Source organism: Pseudomonas sp. MWU12-2029 (assembly GCF_023242425.1).
In the GTDB taxonomy this organism is placed as follows: domain Bacteria; phylum Pseudomonadota; class Gammaproteobacteria; order Pseudomonadales; family Pseudomonadaceae; genus Aquipseudomonas; species Aquipseudomonas kribbensis.
This window is the reverse complement of sequence record NZ_JALJDY010000003.1, coordinates 147,034-162,723: the sequence shown is the minus strand read 5'-3', so window position 1 is coordinate 162,723 and position 15,690 is coordinate 147,034. Positions and strand designations below refer to the sequence as shown.

The window sequence follows — 15,690 nt, the reverse complement described above, 5'->3', positions numbered from 1 at the left end:
TTCCCTCCTCCGGTCAACGCGTGTCTACGATGGTGTACCGACGCGGCTCGAAAACCGTGACTGCCGTCGAGTTCGCCACTTGGTCTGTTCTCACTGAGAACATGATGCTCAACAATGTCCCGACCCCGAGCGACAGCAGATAGTCGGCCGGGAGTCTGAAGGTGTAGCCCAGATTCGTGACCCAGGCCTGATGAACCGAATTGCGATCAGGTGTCCAGATACTTCGATTGTTCACGGCACCATTGGCCGTGAAGCCCATCAGGGTGAGTTCCAGCCGTTGACCTCTCGCCATGTGTATCCAGCCGCCGAAAGTCAGATTCGCTCCGGACACGAGGTCCTTCTTGTCCAGTTCGAGAGTGCCTTTGGCCTCGTCGATCACGGGGGATATGAGCAAGTTCTTAGGGATCGGCAGCACGGATAGCGCCAAGGGTTGCAATTGCACCGCCGGTGCACCGCCGCGTACGTAGGAGGCGGTGGCTTCAACGGTTTTACCGATGCTGAAGGCTACCAGAGAGACAGGCGCCGATAGTTCTCTGGGCGTGGCCCCCACGGCAACCGGCAGCGAAGTATACGACCCCGCCGCTGGCGTACCCGGCGCCGCGGTCCAGCTTACGCTGACCTGATCGGCAGGCTGGCTCGGATAATCGAGGACAAATGTCAGCACCGCAGTCGCTGCAGGCGGATTCAATTGGATGTTGCCGGTTGATTCCTTGATCCGTACTTCGCGGTTTTCCAGAACGTTGATCGTCCAGGGTCTGGAGACCCCTCCAGCGGCGTACCGACCTGTGAAGACGTGAAGACCCGTGGTCAATCCTCCGACCGAGCGTTCCCACGCCCCTGCAATCACCGGAGCCGTTCCAAGCCGAGTTTCCCCATCAAAAACAATCACTGGCTCTGTAGCTGCGCCGGACAAGGTGATGCGGGTGGATAGCGTTTCACCTTGATCGTCGACGTCCCGACCGTCCGGATCAACGCTCCGCTCGATCCTTGGCGCGCTCGTGGGGTCCGTCAGGACGATGTAGTTTCGGTGGGCAAAGGGTTGGGCAAGCGCGGGATCCTGACTGCCTTGCAACCCGACCATCAATATCAGGCTCAATACGCTGCCGTGCTTGAGACTCCGCAGGTCCGTGGCGGGATGAACCGTCTCGTAGTAGCCGAAACGATTGAACTCATCCGCAATCACATTTCCCGGTGGGCTCCAGTATGGCCGGTCAAAAACGCTGTTGTCGGCATTGACGCCAAGTAGACGCGACCAGAGAAATTGCCCCCTGGTACCTAGCGTCCACGCGTTGATCCGCAGTGTGAAGCTGCCCAAACCATCAAGATTCAGAAACCGACCCTCGCCAAACTGATCGGCCTCGGTGATCAAAGCCCTGGGCAGATCTCGTTGCGCCAGCGTCAAGACATACAGCACCAGTGGATCGGAGGTCACCGGAGTAGTGCTGCCTTTGGTGATCGTGTAGGTCACGGTCACCGTCCTGCCCAGATTGAAGGTTGTCAGCGTGAACGGCAGTCGAATCAGCAATGGCCGAACGGTGCCGACGCTGATTGCAGGGGTGGTATGCGAGCCATTACTCCCTGTGGCCGGGTCGCCGCTAAACGTCACACTCACACTGTCGCCGGATTGCAGCGACGGGTCCGTCACCTCGACCGTCAGTGTGTTACGCACATTCTGCGGGTCGAGCAGGAATGTGCTCGGGTTTTCCTGAATGGTCGGAGGCGGTGGAGCGGCGGCATTTGCGTTAGGGCTGTTGGCGGTCATCGTTCTGTCCCGGTGCGCGTGTGACATGGCCCTCGAAAGGCATTGGATCAATCACACACCCACACACGGGCCAGCGCTACTGTCAGAACTTACAGGTGGCGCGATATTCCGGACAAACGGCGCACTTACACCGCCGGAATATCCAGCGACACCGACATGAACTGACTGATCCGCGACCGCAGCCACTTCTCCGCCGGATCGTTGTCATGCACCCCGCTCCACGCCATCGACAGTTGCGCCGCATCGATCGGAAACGGCGGATCTTCGGCCCGCAACGCACAGCCTTCAACCAACGCACACGCCGCGTAATCCGGCACGGTGGCGATCATCTCGGTGCCCGCGAGCAAGGCGCGCAAACCGCTGAACTGCGGCACCCCGAGCACCACCCGGCGGCTGCGGCCGACCTTGGCCAGGTCCACATCGATGTTGCCGCTCAGGTCACCTGAAAACGACACCATCGCGTGGGGGCGCTCGCAATATTCGTCAAGGGTCAGCGGACCCGGGCGGTCATCGCCGCGCAGAACCTTGCAGGGAATATCGCGCAGCTTCTTGCGTTTGGCGTTGGCCGGCAGATCGGTGGTGTAGCTCACACCGACGGAGATTTCCCCGGATGCCAGCAATGTCGGCATCAACAGATAGTTGGCGCGGCGCACCACGACCACGATCCCCGGTGCCTCTTCCTGCAACTGGCGCAACAGCGGTGGAAACAGTCCGAACTCGGCGTCATCCGACAGGCCGATGCGGAACACGTCGCAACTGGTGGCCGGGTCGAATTCCTTGGCCCGGCTGACCGCACCGGAAATCACGTCCATCGCCGGTTGCAGCTCCTGAAGAATCGCCAGCGCCCGCGCCGTCGGCTCCATGCCGCGACCGTTGCGCAGCAGCAATGGATCGTCGAACAGATCGCGCAAACGGCCCAGTGCGGCGCTCACCGCCGGTTGGCCCATGAACAGTTTTTCGGCGACGCGGGTCAGATTCTTTTCGAACATCAGCGCTTCGAAAATCACCAGCAGGTTCATGTCGACGCGGCGCAGATCGTTTCGGTTCATGGGCGTGTTTTCCTTTTGGGCCAGGCGCAAGTGCTACGCACTTTACTTGATCGGCGGCCATTCGAAATCAGCTTTGGCGGCGGAATTAACAACGTTTAACTCGTCAGCCTTCGCCCCTCGCCAAACAATGAATCCCTCTGCGCAGCGTTGTTTTATTGACCTGAGGGAAAGCGCTGACCGTGCCTTCCCCCCTCGACACGGACATTGGCCATGGCTCACTCACAGCAAACCGTCGCCCTCGCCCCTGCCAGCGAACCCCGCAAAACCAGCACCGGCGGCCTCAGCCCGCAGCGCGAGCGGCTGGTGAAACAACTCATCCTCGAACGCCTCGGCGACAGCCTTGAAGTGACCGAACTGGCGAGCGCCTGCTCACTCTCTCGCAGTCACTTTTCCCGGGCGTTCAAGTGCAGCACCGGGCTCTCGCCACAAGACTGGATCCGCACCCAGCGGATCGCACGGGCCAAGCTGTTGATCCAGCACACCAACCACAGCCTGACGCAGATCAGCCTGGAATGCGGCTTCTGCGATCAGGCGCACTTCTGCCACATCTTCACCCGCAGCGAAGGGATCAATCCGTTTGCGTGGCGGTGTCAGGTCATGAAAAACCGCTGAGGCGGTTTCATTCCCGCGCCATCCGCTGAGCCAGTCGTGCCACCCGCTCCCCCAGGTGCGCGGCGGTCAACTGGTCTTCCAGCGGAGGTGCCTGTTCGGGCGGTTGCTCGACCGAGGATTGGGACATGGCGCCAAGGGAGCTGCCGAGGCGATTCAACTGACCGTCAAAAACACCTTCGCGTGCACGCGCCGGCAACAGATCGAGCCCGACCCAGATCATCGAATGCTGGGCGGCGAACACCGCCATTTGCAGCAAGGTATTGAGCTTGTCGCCGCACAGGCTGCCGGAATTGGTGAAGCCCGCCGCGAGTTTGTCGCGCCACGGTCGGGCGAGGTAGAACGAGGCCGTGGATTCCATGAACTGCTTGAACGCCGCCGAAGCGCTGCCCATGTAGGTTGGCGCACCGAAGATGATGGCGTCGGCGCGGTGCAGGTCATCCCAGTGGGTTTCCACGTCTTCCACGGCCAGCAACAGGCAGGTGCTGCCCACGTGGCGTTCCACACCCTGGGCCACAGCCTGGGCCATGACGCGGGTGTGCCCGTAGCCACTGTGATAGACCACCACCACCTTGCTCATCGCAGCGTCCTCCGGACGTATGCATTCCATTGCCTTGGAGTTTTGGCTCTGGAACGGGCGCGGACGAGTTAATCGTTGTTAATTTTTCCCGGCTGTCGGGCGAGCGGACACAGGTTTCGGCCTTTGAATACAGTGGTTATTGCAGCAGGCGACGCCCCGTGTGCAAGCGATTGCCCTTTGTACACGTTGCGTCGACGACCGATCATGAGGAATATGCCCGGATACTGCGGATCAGACGGCTTGCGTGCCCCTCAAGTTGTTGACCGCCCTGCCCGTCACGGATTCTTCACCCCGACGGACCAGGATCATAAAAAAGATCCAAGGAGTGAGCGGTTGAGTCTTTCCCCGAATCAGGCCATCGGTTTCGGCCCCTATCGGATCCACCCCGGCCAGCGGCTGGTGCTTGAAGGCGACCAGCCTTTGCGCCTGGGCCGGCGCGCCATGGACATTCTGCTGATCCTGCTGGCCAACGCCGGCGAGGTCGTGAGCAAGCAGCAATTGATCGCCGGAGTCTGGCCGGACAGCGTGGTGGAAGACATCAATCTGCGGGTGCACATGGCGGCACTGCGCAAGGCTCTCGGCGACGGTCAGGCCGGGCAGCGCTACATCATCACCGTGGCGCAACGCGGATACAGTTTCGTCGCGCCGGTCCTGCTGCAATCCATCGAACAACGCCCCGCTGCCGATAACTTCGGCCGGCATAACCTGCCGCTGCGCCGCACGCGGATGATCGGGCGCCAGTCGGTGGTCAACAGCCTGATGACGCAACTGCCGCGCCAGCGCTGCATCACCTTGGTCGGCCCCGGCGGCATCGGCAAGACCACCGTGGCCCTGCGTGTCGCCGAACAGTTGATCGGCCGCTATCGCGACGGCATCCGTCTGCTGGATCTGGCGCCGCTCAACGATCCGGGCTCGATCTGCTCGCACCTCGCCGCCCTGCTGGACCTTTCGCTGCATGACAATGAACCAATGGCCTGTCTGATCAACAGCCTGCGCGAGCGGCAATTGCTGTTGGTGATCGATAACTGCGAGCACTTGATCGACGCCGTGGCGCTGCTCGGCGAAAGCATTCTGCGCGGCGCACCGCAGGTGCACATCCTGGCCACCAGCCGCGAAAGCCTGCGTGCCGAGGGCGAGTACGTACAACGTCTGGAATCCCTCGACTGCCCGCCGCCGATTGCGGTGCTCGACCGTGATCAGGCGATGGGGTTTTCCGCGCTGCAACTGTTCGTCGAACGAGCGATGGCCGCCCACGAACACTTCGAGCCGGACAATGCCGACCTGCCCTTGATCATCGAAATCTGTCGGCGGCTGGATGGCATCCCGCTGGCGCTGGAACTGGCGGCCGCGCAGGTGGCGAGCCTTGGGCTGGACGGTTTGCTGAGTCAGCTTCAGGGGCGCTTGCCGACCGGCAATCAGACTCATCTCGGTCGGCATGAAACCCTGCGGGCTACGCTGGACTGGAGCTTCAACCTGCTCAACGGCTGCGAACAGACCGGCCTGCGCCGACTGGGTGTGTTTCGTGGTGCTTTCACGCTGGAGTCTGCGGCGGCGGTCATCGTGGGTCAGCATATCGAGCCGGGCGAAGTGTTCGCCTCGATCACGCAACTGGTCGCCAAGTCGCTGCTTAACGTCGAGGTCGGCGATGAGGAGGTGTTCTATCGCCTGCTCGATACCACTCGCCGCTATGCCCTGGAAAAACTCGAACAGGCCACCGAGCTCGGCGAAACCCGCGAACGTCATGCCGAACGCTGCCTGGCGCTGATGCATCAGGCCCAGGCCGATTGGGAGAACACGCCGACCGCCGTCTGGATCGAGCGCTATGCCCGAGGTCTCGAAGACCTCCGAGCGGCGCTGGAGTGGACACTGAACGATGAAGGTTCGCGTCATCTTGGCGTGCGGCTGACGGCGACGTCGGCGCCGTTGTGGCAGGAGTTATCCCTGCTCAAGGAGTACGGCGTTCATGTGCGCCGGGCACTCGCGTTGCTGGAGTCCTCCGTAGAATCTTGCCCGCGGCTGGAAATCGCCTTGAAACTGGCCCTCGGCAGCGCCTGCTATCACACCTGGGGCGGCACGCCGGAAACCATCGAAGCCTTCGTAAGCGCCCGACGGCTGGCGCAACAGTACGACGATATGGCCGGGCAATTGCGCGCCGTGTCGGGACACATGGCGGTCAACCTCAGTTGCGGCCATTACCGGATGGCGCTGGAGCAAAGCGAACAATTCGAAAGCCTTGGCCTGCATGGCGATGCGCAGTTGTCCTTGAGTACCCATCGTTTGCGGGTGCTGGCGTTGCATTACGCCGGCGATCAGCATCAGGCGCGGATCCACGCCGAACAGGTGATCCAGCGCATGGCCCACAGCGGCCACCTCAACCGCTTCACCCACGGCTTCGGCGTGCAATACGATCAGAGCGTCGCCTCGTTGACCGTCCTCGCCCGGGTGTTATGGCTGCAAGGTTTTCCCGAGCAGGCCTGGCGTACGGCTCGGCAGGCACTGGATATCGCGGTGCAGATCAACCATGGCACCTCGATCTGCTACACCCTGGCCCTTGCCTCGTGCCTGATCGCCCATTACAACGGCGACGTGCAGAACGCCCGCGCACTGCTGCAACTGTTGCTGGAACAGGCACAGAAGCATTCGGTGCTGTTGTTCTACACGTGGGCGCGGCACTATGCGCAGGTGATCGACGCCGAAAAGGCCCCTGCAATTCCGCCTGCCGATAGCGGTCTGGTCAGGGAAATCATGGTCACGCTGGATCCGGGTTTCATTGATGATGCCTTGCTGGAACGGGCACAGAGCGGCGCGGCCGGCTGGAGCACAGCGGAGATTTTGCGGGCCCGGGCCGAGCGATTGCTGGCCGCTGAATCGCCCTGTCATCATTCGGCCGAAAGCGCCTTGCAGCAGTCCCTTGCGATTGCGCGGACGCAAGGCGCCCTGGCCTGGGAACTGCGCAGTGCGACGTCGCTGGCCCGGTTGTGGCAACGCCAGTCGCGCTATCGTGAAGCGCTTGAATTGCTCACTCCGATCTACCAGCGCTTCACCGAAGGCTACGCCACCCCGGACTTGCGCAAGGTGCGTTTACTGCTCGACGAATTGCGCGGTCAGTCTGCCGCTTGAGGCTGGCCGGGTGCGGCCCAGGTAGCGCGCGTGCCGACGCTCGACATCATTCAGTTCGCCGCCCTGTTCCAGCCGTTCGCGGGCATAGCGGCGCGTGGTGTTGAGCATTCGATAGCGCAGTGTTCCGCTGGATCGATCCGTTGTCAGCAACGATTTGGCCGCCAACTGTTCAACCGCTGCCACCAGCATCGAAGGTGGCAGTTGCGCGCAACTGATCACGCCGATGGCGGCATCCAGGGTGAACGCCATTTTGAATACCGACAAGCGTTGCAGCACACGCTGTTCGTGCTCGCTCAAGCGCTGATAGCTCCAGTCCAGCGCGGCACACATCGACTGATGGCGTGGCACGGCGGTCCGGCGGCCGTGACTCAAGACTTGCAGACCGTGGTCCAGTTGCGCCTGCATGCCGACCAATGCCAGTGCGTCGATCTGCGCCGCTGCCAGTTCGATCGCCAGCGGCAGGCCGTCGAGCCGTCGACAGATATCGCGCACGTTTTCCAGATCCTGCTCACGCAAATGGAAACCGTGCTGACGCGCACGGGCACGACTGACAAACAGCTGCACCGCCGAGTAACCCATGACCTCGTCGACGCTGTTGAGCGCCGAGGTTTTAGGAGTGGTGAGGGGCGGCAGTGGCTGCAGGACTTCCAGACCGAGACGCAACGGCTCGCGGCTGGTGGCCAGGATCGAAAGTCGGGGCGCAGCGTCGAGCAGAGTTTGCAGCAGGCTCCGGCAGGCTTCGTGCAGGTGCTCGCAGTTGTCCAGCACCAGCAAGGCGTGGCGCGCTGCCAGTGTGGCGAAATCGATGTCGAGGGTTTTCAGCAGGTGATCGAGAAGCGGGACGTCTTCGTCGATCAGCGACAGATCCACCTGCCACACGCCATCACGAAAATGTTGCAACAGCAGTTCCGCTGCGCGCAGTGCCACGGTGCTTTTGCCGACGCCGGCAGGCCCCGTCACCGTTATCAGTCGGGACAGCGGCAGTTGCCGCACCAGACCGCCGACCAGCGAATCACGACCCGTAACAGGGGTCAGCCGTGCGGGCAGATTATGCTGTGGCACTTGCAGGCTTTCGAACACCACTTGCGCGACGCTGTCACCCTGCACCGGCGCAATGAAGCTATACCCGCATTGCGGCACGTTGACGATGTAGCGCTGCCCGCTCTCGCCATCGCCGAGGGCCCGGCGCAACGCCGCGATGTGCACCCGCAGATTGATCTCTTCGACCACCGAGTTCGGCCACACCAGCGCGATCAATTGCTCTTTGCTGACCACCCGCCCGGCCCGCTCGACCAGCACTTGCAGAATGTCCAGCGCACGACCACCCATGCGCAGTTGCCGATCCCCTTCGAGGATCAGCCGTTGGCGCAAGTGGAACGCGTACGGCCCGAAACGCAGGACCGACGCCGAACTCAATTCGTCGAGGCTGTTCATGTCCGTTATCTTGGCAGGCCGCGATGACGGTACAACCACCACACGGGGCCCGGCACGGACATCCGGATGCCCGTAACGGACAAAACCGCTCTAGCTGAACTGTTCGCGGTACTGGGCCGGGGTCAGCCCGAGCTTTTCGCCGAACAGAAAACGCATATGCCGCACGCTGCCGAAACCGCTTTTGTAGGCGACGGTCTTCAACGGCAGATCGCTGGTTTCCAGCAGATTGCGCGCGCAATCGATGCGTGCACTCTGCAGGAATTCCATGGGCGTCATGTTGACCTCGCGGGCGAACACCCGGGCGAAATGGCGAGCGCTCATGTTCGCAAGGCTTGCCATGCGTTCGATGGTGAAGCTTTCTTCAAGGTGTTCCAGAACGTGATTCTGTACCCGGGTAATGGGCGTTTCCTGGGGCGAAACCGCCGCCATCAACGGACTGAATTGCGCCTGCCCGCCCTGACGCTTCATCACCACCAGCAGCACTTTGGCCACGTCCTGAGCGAGCTTCTTGCCATGATCGCGGGCTACAACCGCCAACGCCAGATCGATACCGGCGGTGACGCCACCAGAGGTGATCAGGTTGCGATCCTCGACAAAAATCTGGTCGGTGGCGACATCCGCCTTCGGAAAACCCTTGATCAAGCGTTCGGTGTAATTCCAGTGGGTGGTCACGCGATAACCGTCGAGCAATCCAGCGTAACCCAGTACAAAAGCCCCCGTGCAAATCGAGCCGTAGCGCTCGGCACGCTCCACCGCGCCTTGCAGCCAGGCCAGCAGCGGCGGACATTTTTCGTTGTAGGCCCCGGGGCCGCCCGGCACCAGCAGCAGGTCATAGCGATCGCCGGCTTCGTCGATATGCCGGTCGGTATGCACCAGCACGCCGTTGGAAGCACGCAGCGGCCCGCGTTCAGTCCCCAGGAGCGTCAGTTGATAGTGGTCGTCCGGCTTCAGATACCGGTTGGCAACCGAAAACACTTCCAGCGGTCCGGCCATATCGAGCAGTAGAAACTCGGGAAACAACACCATTGCCACGGTTTTCATGAGCAGACATCACTGGAATCAATGAAAGGTTATAAGTTGCCGCATTATGGCCAAGTACAACGCAAACGTAGAAAAAGAATGCGTGAACTGACGCACATTACTGTCAACTCTGAGGGGACAGTATTTCAATTTTCACCTACTTATTGCACATCAGAGTAACCAGTAACCTTCTCCTCACTCGGACGAATCAACGTCCTGAAAGGAGATTTCATCATGCTGACCCTTCGCAAAGCTTCCGACCGTGGTCTGGCCAATCATGGCTGGTTGAAGTCGTTCCACACCTTTTCTTTCGCCAGTTATCGCGACCCGCGTGAGCAGGGTTTCTCCGACCTGCTGGTGATCAACGATGACCGTGTCGCAGCCGGCAAAGGCTTCGGCCAGCACCCGCACCGCGACATGGAGATTTTCTCCTATGTGCTCGAAGGCGCGCTGGAACACAAGGACACCCTTGGCACCGGTTCGGTCATCCGCCCCGGAGACGTCCAACTGATGAGCGCCGGCAGTGGCGTGGCCCACAGCGAGTTCAACCACTCGGCAACCAAGCCTGTGCACTTCCTGCAGATCTGGATCGTACCGGACGTGAGCGGCGCAAAACCGCGTTATCAACAGGAGCACTTCAGCGAACAGAAAAAACGCGGTCGCCTGCAATTGATCATCTCGCCCGAAGGCAGCCACGGCTCGCTCAAGGTACGCCAGGATGCACGCGTATATGCCGGACTGTTCGATGGCCAGGAAAGCGCCACGCTCGAGCTTCCGGCAAACCGCTACGCCTATGTGCATGTTGCTCGCGGCAGCGTCGAACTGAACGGCGTGCAGTTGAAGGAAGGCGACGGTGTCCGGGTTCGCGAAGAACAGGCGCTGACCCTGAGCAACGGCCAGGATGCCGAAGTGCTGGTGTTTGATCTGCGGCCACAGGAGTTGCCGGAAATGCCGTGAGGCAGTCCGGGTTTCATCGAGCAAAAAAAACGGCCTTCGTTGAAGGCCGTTTTTCATTCTGCGGACAAGTTCGTCGAAACTGCCGGTACGGGATTTCCAGCCTCCTTCACCGACTGGACCATTGCCAGGGTGGTCTGCATCGTCACAAGCACATTTGACTGATTCGCGTAGTAGGAGCCTACAAGGATGGCAACCATCCCCAGAAAATGAACGGTAGTCGCCGCCCAGTAGTTCGCCTTGATTGTCGAGACCATTCTCATTGACTCGTCTAACCGCTCCATAGCCCGATCCGAGCGAGCCGCCATGGACGCATAACGCGCATCACGCTCAAGGTGAGCCTTTTCCTGCTCCAGACGGAGTTTCTCCTGTGACTTCTCGCGCTCCTGCCAGGCCTTTCTGGATTCTTCTTCTCTTTCCAGTCGAGCTTTTTCCCTCTCCTGCCGAATCTCCTCCAGATGCCGCTCCCTGGCCAGACGCACTTTTTCCTGAGCCTTGTCTCGCTTCAGCCAATCGTCTTGCCGAACCTTCTCTTCCTTCCGCCAATCCTCTTGCCGAGCCTTTTCTCGCTCCAGCCGCACATTTTCCTGGATGCACTCCTGCTCAAGCCGTGCCCTGTCTCGCTCGGCCTGCTCGATGAGAAACCCATCGATTTTCGCGGACATCGATTCGATCCGTGCATCGATTCTGGTCTCGATGATCTCGATTCTGGCGCTGAATTCGTCTCGCGTTATGTAGTTCATAGACTCCGCACTGTCCGTATGGCCGGCCGTGTCACCTGTTTGAAATTGGCTGAATTCCCTTGCAATCAACTCCGCACCTCTGACGTTTATCAATACTTCCCTGATTGATGACCTTGGAGTGCTTTGCCTGCTCGCCCAAGGCTTGAGAAACGATAGAACTCGGGCAAAAAACTGACAAGACAGCGGATTCTGGCGCGGATGTAGGCAATGTCGCCGGGTTACGTAGCCGTCCTACACGGCCCGAATGAGCTATTCATTTTCCAGCGCAAACGCCTCGACAATCTGCTCGATCACCGCCCTCACCCGCGCCGTATGGCGCAAATCCGCATGGGTCACCAGCCACACCTCATAGGGAAGCAGTCGCGTGCGGTCCGGCCAGAGCCTGACCAGGCCATCGCGTTCTCCCATGTATATCGGGATTTCTCCTACACCCAGACCGGCCGCAATCGAGCGTCGTATCAACAGGCTGGAATTCAGGCTTGCGACAATACGCCCGCAACTCACAGGCTCGCCTGCCAGGGTGATCTCCTTGTTGCCTTGCAGGTACGGTTGGTAGACCACCAGATCGTGGCCCTCGAACGCGGTGCCTGGCGTTGGCACGCCATGAACATCCACATAGGCCTGCGAGGCGAACAACCCCACAGGCCAGCGCGCCAGGCGCCGGGCGATCAGGTCAGGGTTTTCCGGTCGGGCGTTGCGTACGGCAATGTCAGCTTCGCGCTTGGCCAGGTTAAGCATCTGCGTGGAGGCGCCCAATTGCACACGCACGTCAGGGTGTTGCCCATGCAAGCGCGCGATGGCCGGGATCAGGAAGTCGATGGCCAGCGAATCTGTGGTGCTGACCCGCACGTTTCCGGTAAGGCGATCGTCCAGCCCCTGGATCTGTCGCTCCAGCTCCAGCGCTGAATGCTCCATTTTCTCGACCGCCTTGAGGGCGGCTTCGCCCATTGCAGTCAGTGCATATCCCTCGGAAGTCCGCAGGAACAACGTGGCATTCAGCGACTTTTCCAGCGCCGCAATACGCCGCCCGACCGTGGCCTGGTCTACCCTCAATACTCGCGCAGCACCGCGCAACGTCGACTCGCGGCAGACCGCCAGAAACACCCGTGCATCATCCCAGTTCATGCTGTCCTCTCACGATGCAGAATCGCATCACCAGCAAGCAAAATCGCTGCATTTATGCAGCCACGATAGCCGATATGCTGGACGTCATGAACCTTTCACGGGGCCAAACGCCCCAAAGCACGACAGGAACCGACATGACTTTGCCCACCGAAATGACCCGAATCGAAATAACCGAACCTGGTGCTCCCGACGTTCTGCAACCACGTCGTGTGCCGCTGCCAGTCGTCGCGCAGGGCGAGCTGCTGATTCGCGTGCACGCTGCCGGCATCAATCGGCCGGACGCTTTGCAACGCGCGGGCAAGTACCCGATGAGACCCGGCATGAACCCGATTCCCGGCCTGGAAGTGGCTGGAGAAGTCGTGGCGCTGGGTGCTGGTGTCAGCACTTTTGCCGTGGGCGACAGGGTTTGCGCGCTGACCAATGGTGGAGGTTATGCCGAATACTGCACCGTTCCGGCGGGCCAGACTCTGCCGATCCCCGACGGAATGGATTGGGTCAAGGCTGCGGCGATTCCCGAAACCTTTTTCACCGTATGGGCCAACCTGTTCGGCCTCGGTGGCGCAAGCCGTGGGCAGCGGGTGTTGATTCACGGCGGCACCAGCGGCATCGGTACTACCGCATTGATGTTGTGCCGTGAATTCGGTATCGAGACCTTCGCCACCGCCGGGAGCACCGATAAATGCGCGACGATCCGCGATCTCGGCGGCGAACCGATCAATTATCGCGAGCAGGATTTCGCTGCCGTGATTGCCGAAAAAACCAACGGCCAGGGCGTCAACGTGATCCTCGACATCATGGGTGGTTCGTATCTGAATGCCAACCTCAGCGCCCTGGCCATGGACGGGCGTGTGGTGATGTTGGGTTTCCTTGGCGGCGCCCGTGCCAACGATGTTGATCTACTGACCATTCTCGGCAAGCGTGCGGTGGTCACCGGCTCGCTGTTGCGCGCACGCACACGTGACGAAAAAGCCGCCATTGCCACGCAGTTGCGCGAACATGTCTGGCCCGTGTTGGCCGACGGTCGCTGTCTGCCGATCATCGACAAGGTCTATGCACTCGCAGACGCGGCCAAGGCCCATGCGCAGATGGAGGCAGGTGATCACATCGGCAAAATCGTGCTGAAAGTGGATTGATCTGGCGAATTGTTTTGTCATCAATGCGAGCCTGCGATGATCGAAAATGTCACTCGCGGGCCAACGCATCTGGTAAAAAGCCTCCTTTGTCCGTGCTGTGGTGTAACCCTCCATGTTCCTCGCCTTCATGACCCGAATTCGACGCCGCCGTCTGGCGTTTGCCTGTATGGCCGCCCTGATCATCGGCCTGCCGGCGAGTTGTGCCGTACTGGAGCACACCGAACGCAAGCTGCTGTTTCGCATCGAACCGGGCACCGCAGGGTGGTATCACGGCTTGCCCGGCAGTGTTCAGGAGCTTGATCTGCAACCGAAGCGCTTCAAGGCCGGGCAGAATATTCACGCCTGGTGGTGGCCGGCGGAGCGGGCCAATGCTCCGGCCATTCTCTATCTGCATGGCGTGCGCTGGAACCTGACCGGGCAGCTGTTTCGCATAGAGCAGCTGCGCGCGGCGGGCTATTCGGTCCTGGCCATCGACTATCGTGGCTTTGGCCAGAGTCATGGCGATCTGCCGTCGGAAAGCACGGTCTATGAGGACGCTCGGGTAGCATGGGAACGTTTCCAGCAATTGCAGCCCGACCCGAACAAACGCCTTATTTACGGACACTCCCTGGGGGGTGCAGTTGCCATTGACCTGGCCGCCGAACTGGGCCGGGACGCAAACCGAAACCACACGCCACTGCCGGTTCGTGGCCTGGTCATCGAATCGACCTTTACGTCACTGGCGGATGTGGCTGCTGCCGTGGCCAATACTTCCCTACCCGTTCGCTGGCTGCTGTCGCAGAAGTTCGACTCCATAGACAAAATCGCCGACATCCATATGCCGTTGCTGGTGGTGCACGGTCTGGCGGATACATTTGTGCCGTCGCGATTCAGCGAGCAGCTGTTCGCAGCCGCCAACCAACCGAAACGTCTGTTGCTGATTCCCGGCGCAACCCACAACAACAGCATGGCACTGGGTGGGCAGAATTATCGCAAGGCCATAGACGCCTTGATGCAGACACGACCTGCCGCACGCGTGGCGGGCGCGACGCTCAATCACGGTCCAGGCGATTCCTGAGAACGGAGGCCGTCGGTCATTTCGAGGAAAATAATTGCAGCAATCGCTGGCAATTCCTTGATCTGACGCTTTGCTGGATGGGGTCAAACCCTCGTGGCTACGACACACCCGGTCGCGCCACGCTTCACTGCCTGTTCGGGAGCACTTTCATGAAAATCAATCCGTACCTTATTTTCAACGGCGATTGTCGCGCGGCCTTCACGTTCTACGAGCAAGCCTTGCAAGGCAAGCTCGAAGCGATGATGACCTTTGGCGAAACACCGGCCGCAGAACATGTACCGAAAGAGCATCACAACCTGATCATCCATACCTGCCTGAAAGTCGGCGATCAGATGTTGATGGCCTCGGACACCACACCTGACCGTCCGACCCAGGGCATGAGCGGTTGCTCGATCTCCTTGAATGTCGACAACATCGCCGAAGCTGAAAGAGTGTTCAACGCTCTGGCCAAAGACGGGCGAGTCGATATGCCGCTGGAAGCCACATTCTGGGCCGCTCGCTTTGGCATGCTGGTGGATCGGTTCGGGGTGTCATGGATGGTCAACTGCGAAAGCGACAAGTAATGCGTGGAATGTCCAGTACATGAAAAAGCCCGACCTCTTGAGGTCGGGCTTTTTGTTTATCGCTGCGCCAGTTCATGCCTCACGCACTGCTCGTAATAGGTTTGCTTGACGGCTGCAGGCTTGAGCCGTGAGGTGCTGTTGTAGGTTTGCTCGGTGATGCCCATCGCAGTCATGCGCATCCACGGTTGTTGAAACCTGCGTACCTGCAGGCGCTTGCGGGCGCCATACAGGGAAATCCCCGACAGCTTCGATTGCTGCGCACCGGCCGCGATGTCCGACCCCCAGGTACAAGCAAAACGATGACTCTTGCTTAACTCCCTTGCTTCGGCTCCAAGGGTGAACAGAGCCAGGGAAAGCGTCGCAACGGTGATGACAGTCGTCCGCATATAGCCAGCCTAACCTTTTGAAAAAAAGCGAGTTTGCCGTCACTGAAAACATTCGGGGGCCAGCAATTTGCCGCCTGATGGTTCATTTCGAGCCCATCGCCGGCCTCACTGTCGTCGAGCTCAGCCCGTCCACTCGATGGCGGGCAATCATTCAA

At 60.4% G+C, this 15,690-nt stretch carries 14 protein-coding genes; 6 read left to right on the top strand and 8 right to left on the bottom strand.

The features are described from left to right. Window positions 1–13: 13 nt before the first annotated feature. Together M5B44_RS08530 and M5B44_RS08525 are read right to left on the bottom strand one after the other, a co-directional pair. Entirely contained in the window at window positions 14–1,762 is a 1,749-nt protein-coding gene (locus tag M5B44_RS08530) for a hypothetical protein (protein ID WP_248738822.1), read from the bottom strand. Between the two features lie 125 nt (window positions 1,763–1,887). After that, on the bottom strand, window positions 1,888–2,811 hold the full coding sequence (locus tag M5B44_RS08525) for a LysR family transcriptional regulator (RefSeq protein ID WP_248738821.1): 924 nt from the start codon (window positions 2,809–2,811) through the stop codon (window positions 1,888–1,890). A 210-nt stretch (window positions 2,812–3,021) separates the two neighbouring features. On the opposite strand from M5B44_RS08525, the gene M5B44_RS08520 reads away from it, so the two are divergent. Next, window positions 3,022–3,423 carry a helix-turn-helix domain-containing protein gene (locus M5B44_RS08520; RefSeq protein ID WP_085712050.1) on the top strand — a complete coding sequence of 134 codons (402 nt, stop codon included), beginning with the start codon at window positions 3,022–3,024 and terminating at the stop codon, window positions 3,421–3,423. 7 nt (window positions 3,424–3,430) lie between these two features. Here M5B44_RS08520 and M5B44_RS08515 read toward each other — a convergent pair whose 3' ends face one another. Continuing rightward, window positions 3,431–4,000 carry a flavodoxin family protein gene (locus M5B44_RS08515; RefSeq protein ID WP_248738820.1) on the bottom strand — a complete coding sequence of 190 codons (570 nt, stop codon included), beginning with the start codon at window positions 3,998–4,000 and terminating at the stop codon, window positions 3,431–3,433. A gap of 333 nt (window positions 4,001–4,333) precedes the next feature. On the opposite strand from M5B44_RS08515, the gene M5B44_RS08510 reads away from it, so the two are divergent. Beyond that, on the top strand, window positions 4,334–7,120 hold the full coding sequence (locus tag M5B44_RS08510; protein WP_248738819.1) for an ATP-binding protein: 2,787 nt from the start codon (window positions 4,334–4,336) through the stop codon (window positions 7,118–7,120). On the opposite strand, the gene M5B44_RS08505 is transcribed toward M5B44_RS08510, so the two are convergent. Beyond that, the gene (locus M5B44_RS08505; RefSeq protein WP_248738818.1) at window positions 7,082–8,554 is read right to left on the bottom strand and encodes an ATP-binding protein; all 1,473 of its coding nucleotides are present in this window, start codon (window positions 8,552–8,554) and stop codon (window positions 7,082–7,084) included. The two genes, M5B44_RS08510 and M5B44_RS08505, sit on opposite strands and share 39 nt — an antisense overlap. Window positions 8,555–8,644: 90 nt before the next feature. Continuing rightward, window positions 8,645–9,595, bottom strand: coding sequence for a GlxA family transcriptional regulator (locus M5B44_RS08500; RefSeq protein ID WP_248738817.1), 951 nt, complete (start codon window positions 9,593–9,595; stop codon window positions 8,645–8,647). A gap of 213 nt (window positions 9,596–9,808) precedes the next feature. Between M5B44_RS08500 and M5B44_RS08495 the strand changes: the two genes are divergently transcribed. Next, complete coding sequence (locus M5B44_RS08495) at window positions 9,809–10,531, top strand: pirin family protein (RefSeq protein ID WP_085712045.1); 723 nt, start codon at window positions 9,809–9,811, stop codon at window positions 10,529–10,531. A gap of 53 nt (window positions 10,532–10,584) precedes the next feature. Here M5B44_RS08495 and M5B44_RS08490 read toward each other — a convergent pair whose 3' ends face one another. Then, window positions 10,585–11,271 carry a hypothetical protein gene (locus M5B44_RS08490; protein ID WP_248738816.1) on the bottom strand — a complete coding sequence of 229 codons (687 nt, stop codon included), beginning with the start codon at window positions 11,269–11,271 and terminating at the stop codon, window positions 10,585–10,587. 249 nt (window positions 11,272–11,520) lie between these two features. Further along, a complete protein-coding gene (locus tag M5B44_RS08485) occupies window positions 11,521–12,396 on the bottom strand; it encodes a LysR family transcriptional regulator (protein ID WP_248738815.1) in 876 nt (291 codons plus the stop codon). A 134-nt stretch (window positions 12,397–12,530) separates the two neighbouring features. Here M5B44_RS08485 and M5B44_RS08480 point away from each other — a divergent pair, with 134 nt between their 5' ends. The 3 genes from M5B44_RS08480 to M5B44_RS08470 all read left to right on the top strand — a co-directional run bounded on the left by M5B44_RS08480 (window position 12,531) and on the right by M5B44_RS08470 (window position 15,149). Next, the gene (locus M5B44_RS08480; protein WP_248738814.1) at window positions 12,531–13,529 is read left to right on the top strand and encodes an NAD(P)H-quinone oxidoreductase; all 999 of its coding nucleotides are present in this window, start codon (window positions 12,531–12,533) and stop codon (window positions 13,527–13,529) included. Window positions 13,530–13,641: 112 nt separating this feature from the next. Next, window positions 13,642–14,586, top strand: a complete 945-nt coding sequence (locus M5B44_RS08475; RefSeq protein ID WP_248738813.1) for an alpha/beta hydrolase — start codon at window positions 13,642–13,644, stop codon at window positions 14,584–14,586. 149 nt (window positions 14,587–14,735) lie between these two features. After that, complete coding sequence (locus M5B44_RS08470; protein WP_248738812.1) at window positions 14,736–15,149, top strand: VOC family protein; 414 nt, start codon at window positions 14,736–14,738, stop codon at window positions 15,147–15,149. Between the two features lie 56 nt (window positions 15,150–15,205). On the opposite strand, the gene M5B44_RS08465 is transcribed toward M5B44_RS08470, so the two are convergent. Then, window positions 15,206–15,535: a hypothetical protein gene (locus tag M5B44_RS08465; protein WP_248738811.1), complete on the bottom strand. Its 330-nt coding sequence runs from the start codon at window positions 15,533–15,535 to the stop codon at window positions 15,206–15,208. Window positions 15,536–15,690 lie beyond the last annotated feature (155 nt).

Coding starts and splice junctions, on each gene's coding strand:
- M5B44_RS08530 (WP_248738822.1), bottom strand. CDS start 1,762: ATGACCGCCAACAGCCCTAACGCAAATGCCGCCGCTCCACCGCCTCCG.
- M5B44_RS08525 (WP_248738821.1), bottom strand. CDS start 2,811: ATGAACCGAAACGATCTGCGCCGCGTCGACATGAACCTGCTGGTGATT.
- M5B44_RS08520 (WP_085712050.1), top strand. CDS start 3,022: ATGGCTCACTCACAGCAAACCGTCGCCCTCGCCCCTGCCAGCGAACCC.
- M5B44_RS08515 (WP_248738820.1), bottom strand. CDS start 4,000: ATGAGCAAGGTGGTGGTGGTCTATCACAGTGGCTACGGGCACACCCGC.
- M5B44_RS08505 (WP_248738818.1), bottom strand. CDS start 8,554: ATGAACAGCCTCGACGAATTGAGTTCGGCGTCGGTCCTGCGTTTCGGG.
- M5B44_RS08500 (WP_248738817.1), bottom strand. CDS start 9,595: ATGAAAACCGTGGCAATGGTGTTGTTTCCCGAGTTTCTACTGCTCGAT.
- M5B44_RS08495 (WP_085712045.1), top strand. CDS start 9,809: ATGCTGACCCTTCGCAAAGCTTCCGACCGTGGTCTGGCCAATCATGGC.
- M5B44_RS08490 (WP_248738816.1), bottom strand. CDS start 11,271: ATGAACTACATAACGCGAGACGAATTCAGCGCCAGAATCGAGATCATC.
- M5B44_RS08485 (WP_248738815.1), bottom strand. CDS start 12,396: ATGAACTGGGATGATGCACGGGTGTTTCTGGCGGTCTGCCGCGAGTCG.
- M5B44_RS08480 (WP_248738814.1), top strand. CDS start 12,531: ATGACTTTGCCCACCGAAATGACCCGAATCGAAATAACCGAACCTGGT.
- M5B44_RS08475 (WP_248738813.1), top strand. CDS start 13,642: ATGTTCCTCGCCTTCATGACCCGAATTCGACGCCGCCGTCTGGCGTTT.
- M5B44_RS08470 (WP_248738812.1), top strand. CDS start 14,736: ATGAAAATCAATCCGTACCTTATTTTCAACGGCGATTGTCGCGCGGCC.
- M5B44_RS08465 (WP_248738811.1), bottom strand. CDS start 15,535: ATGCGGACGACTGTCATCACCGTTGCGACGCTTTCCCTGGCTCTGTTC.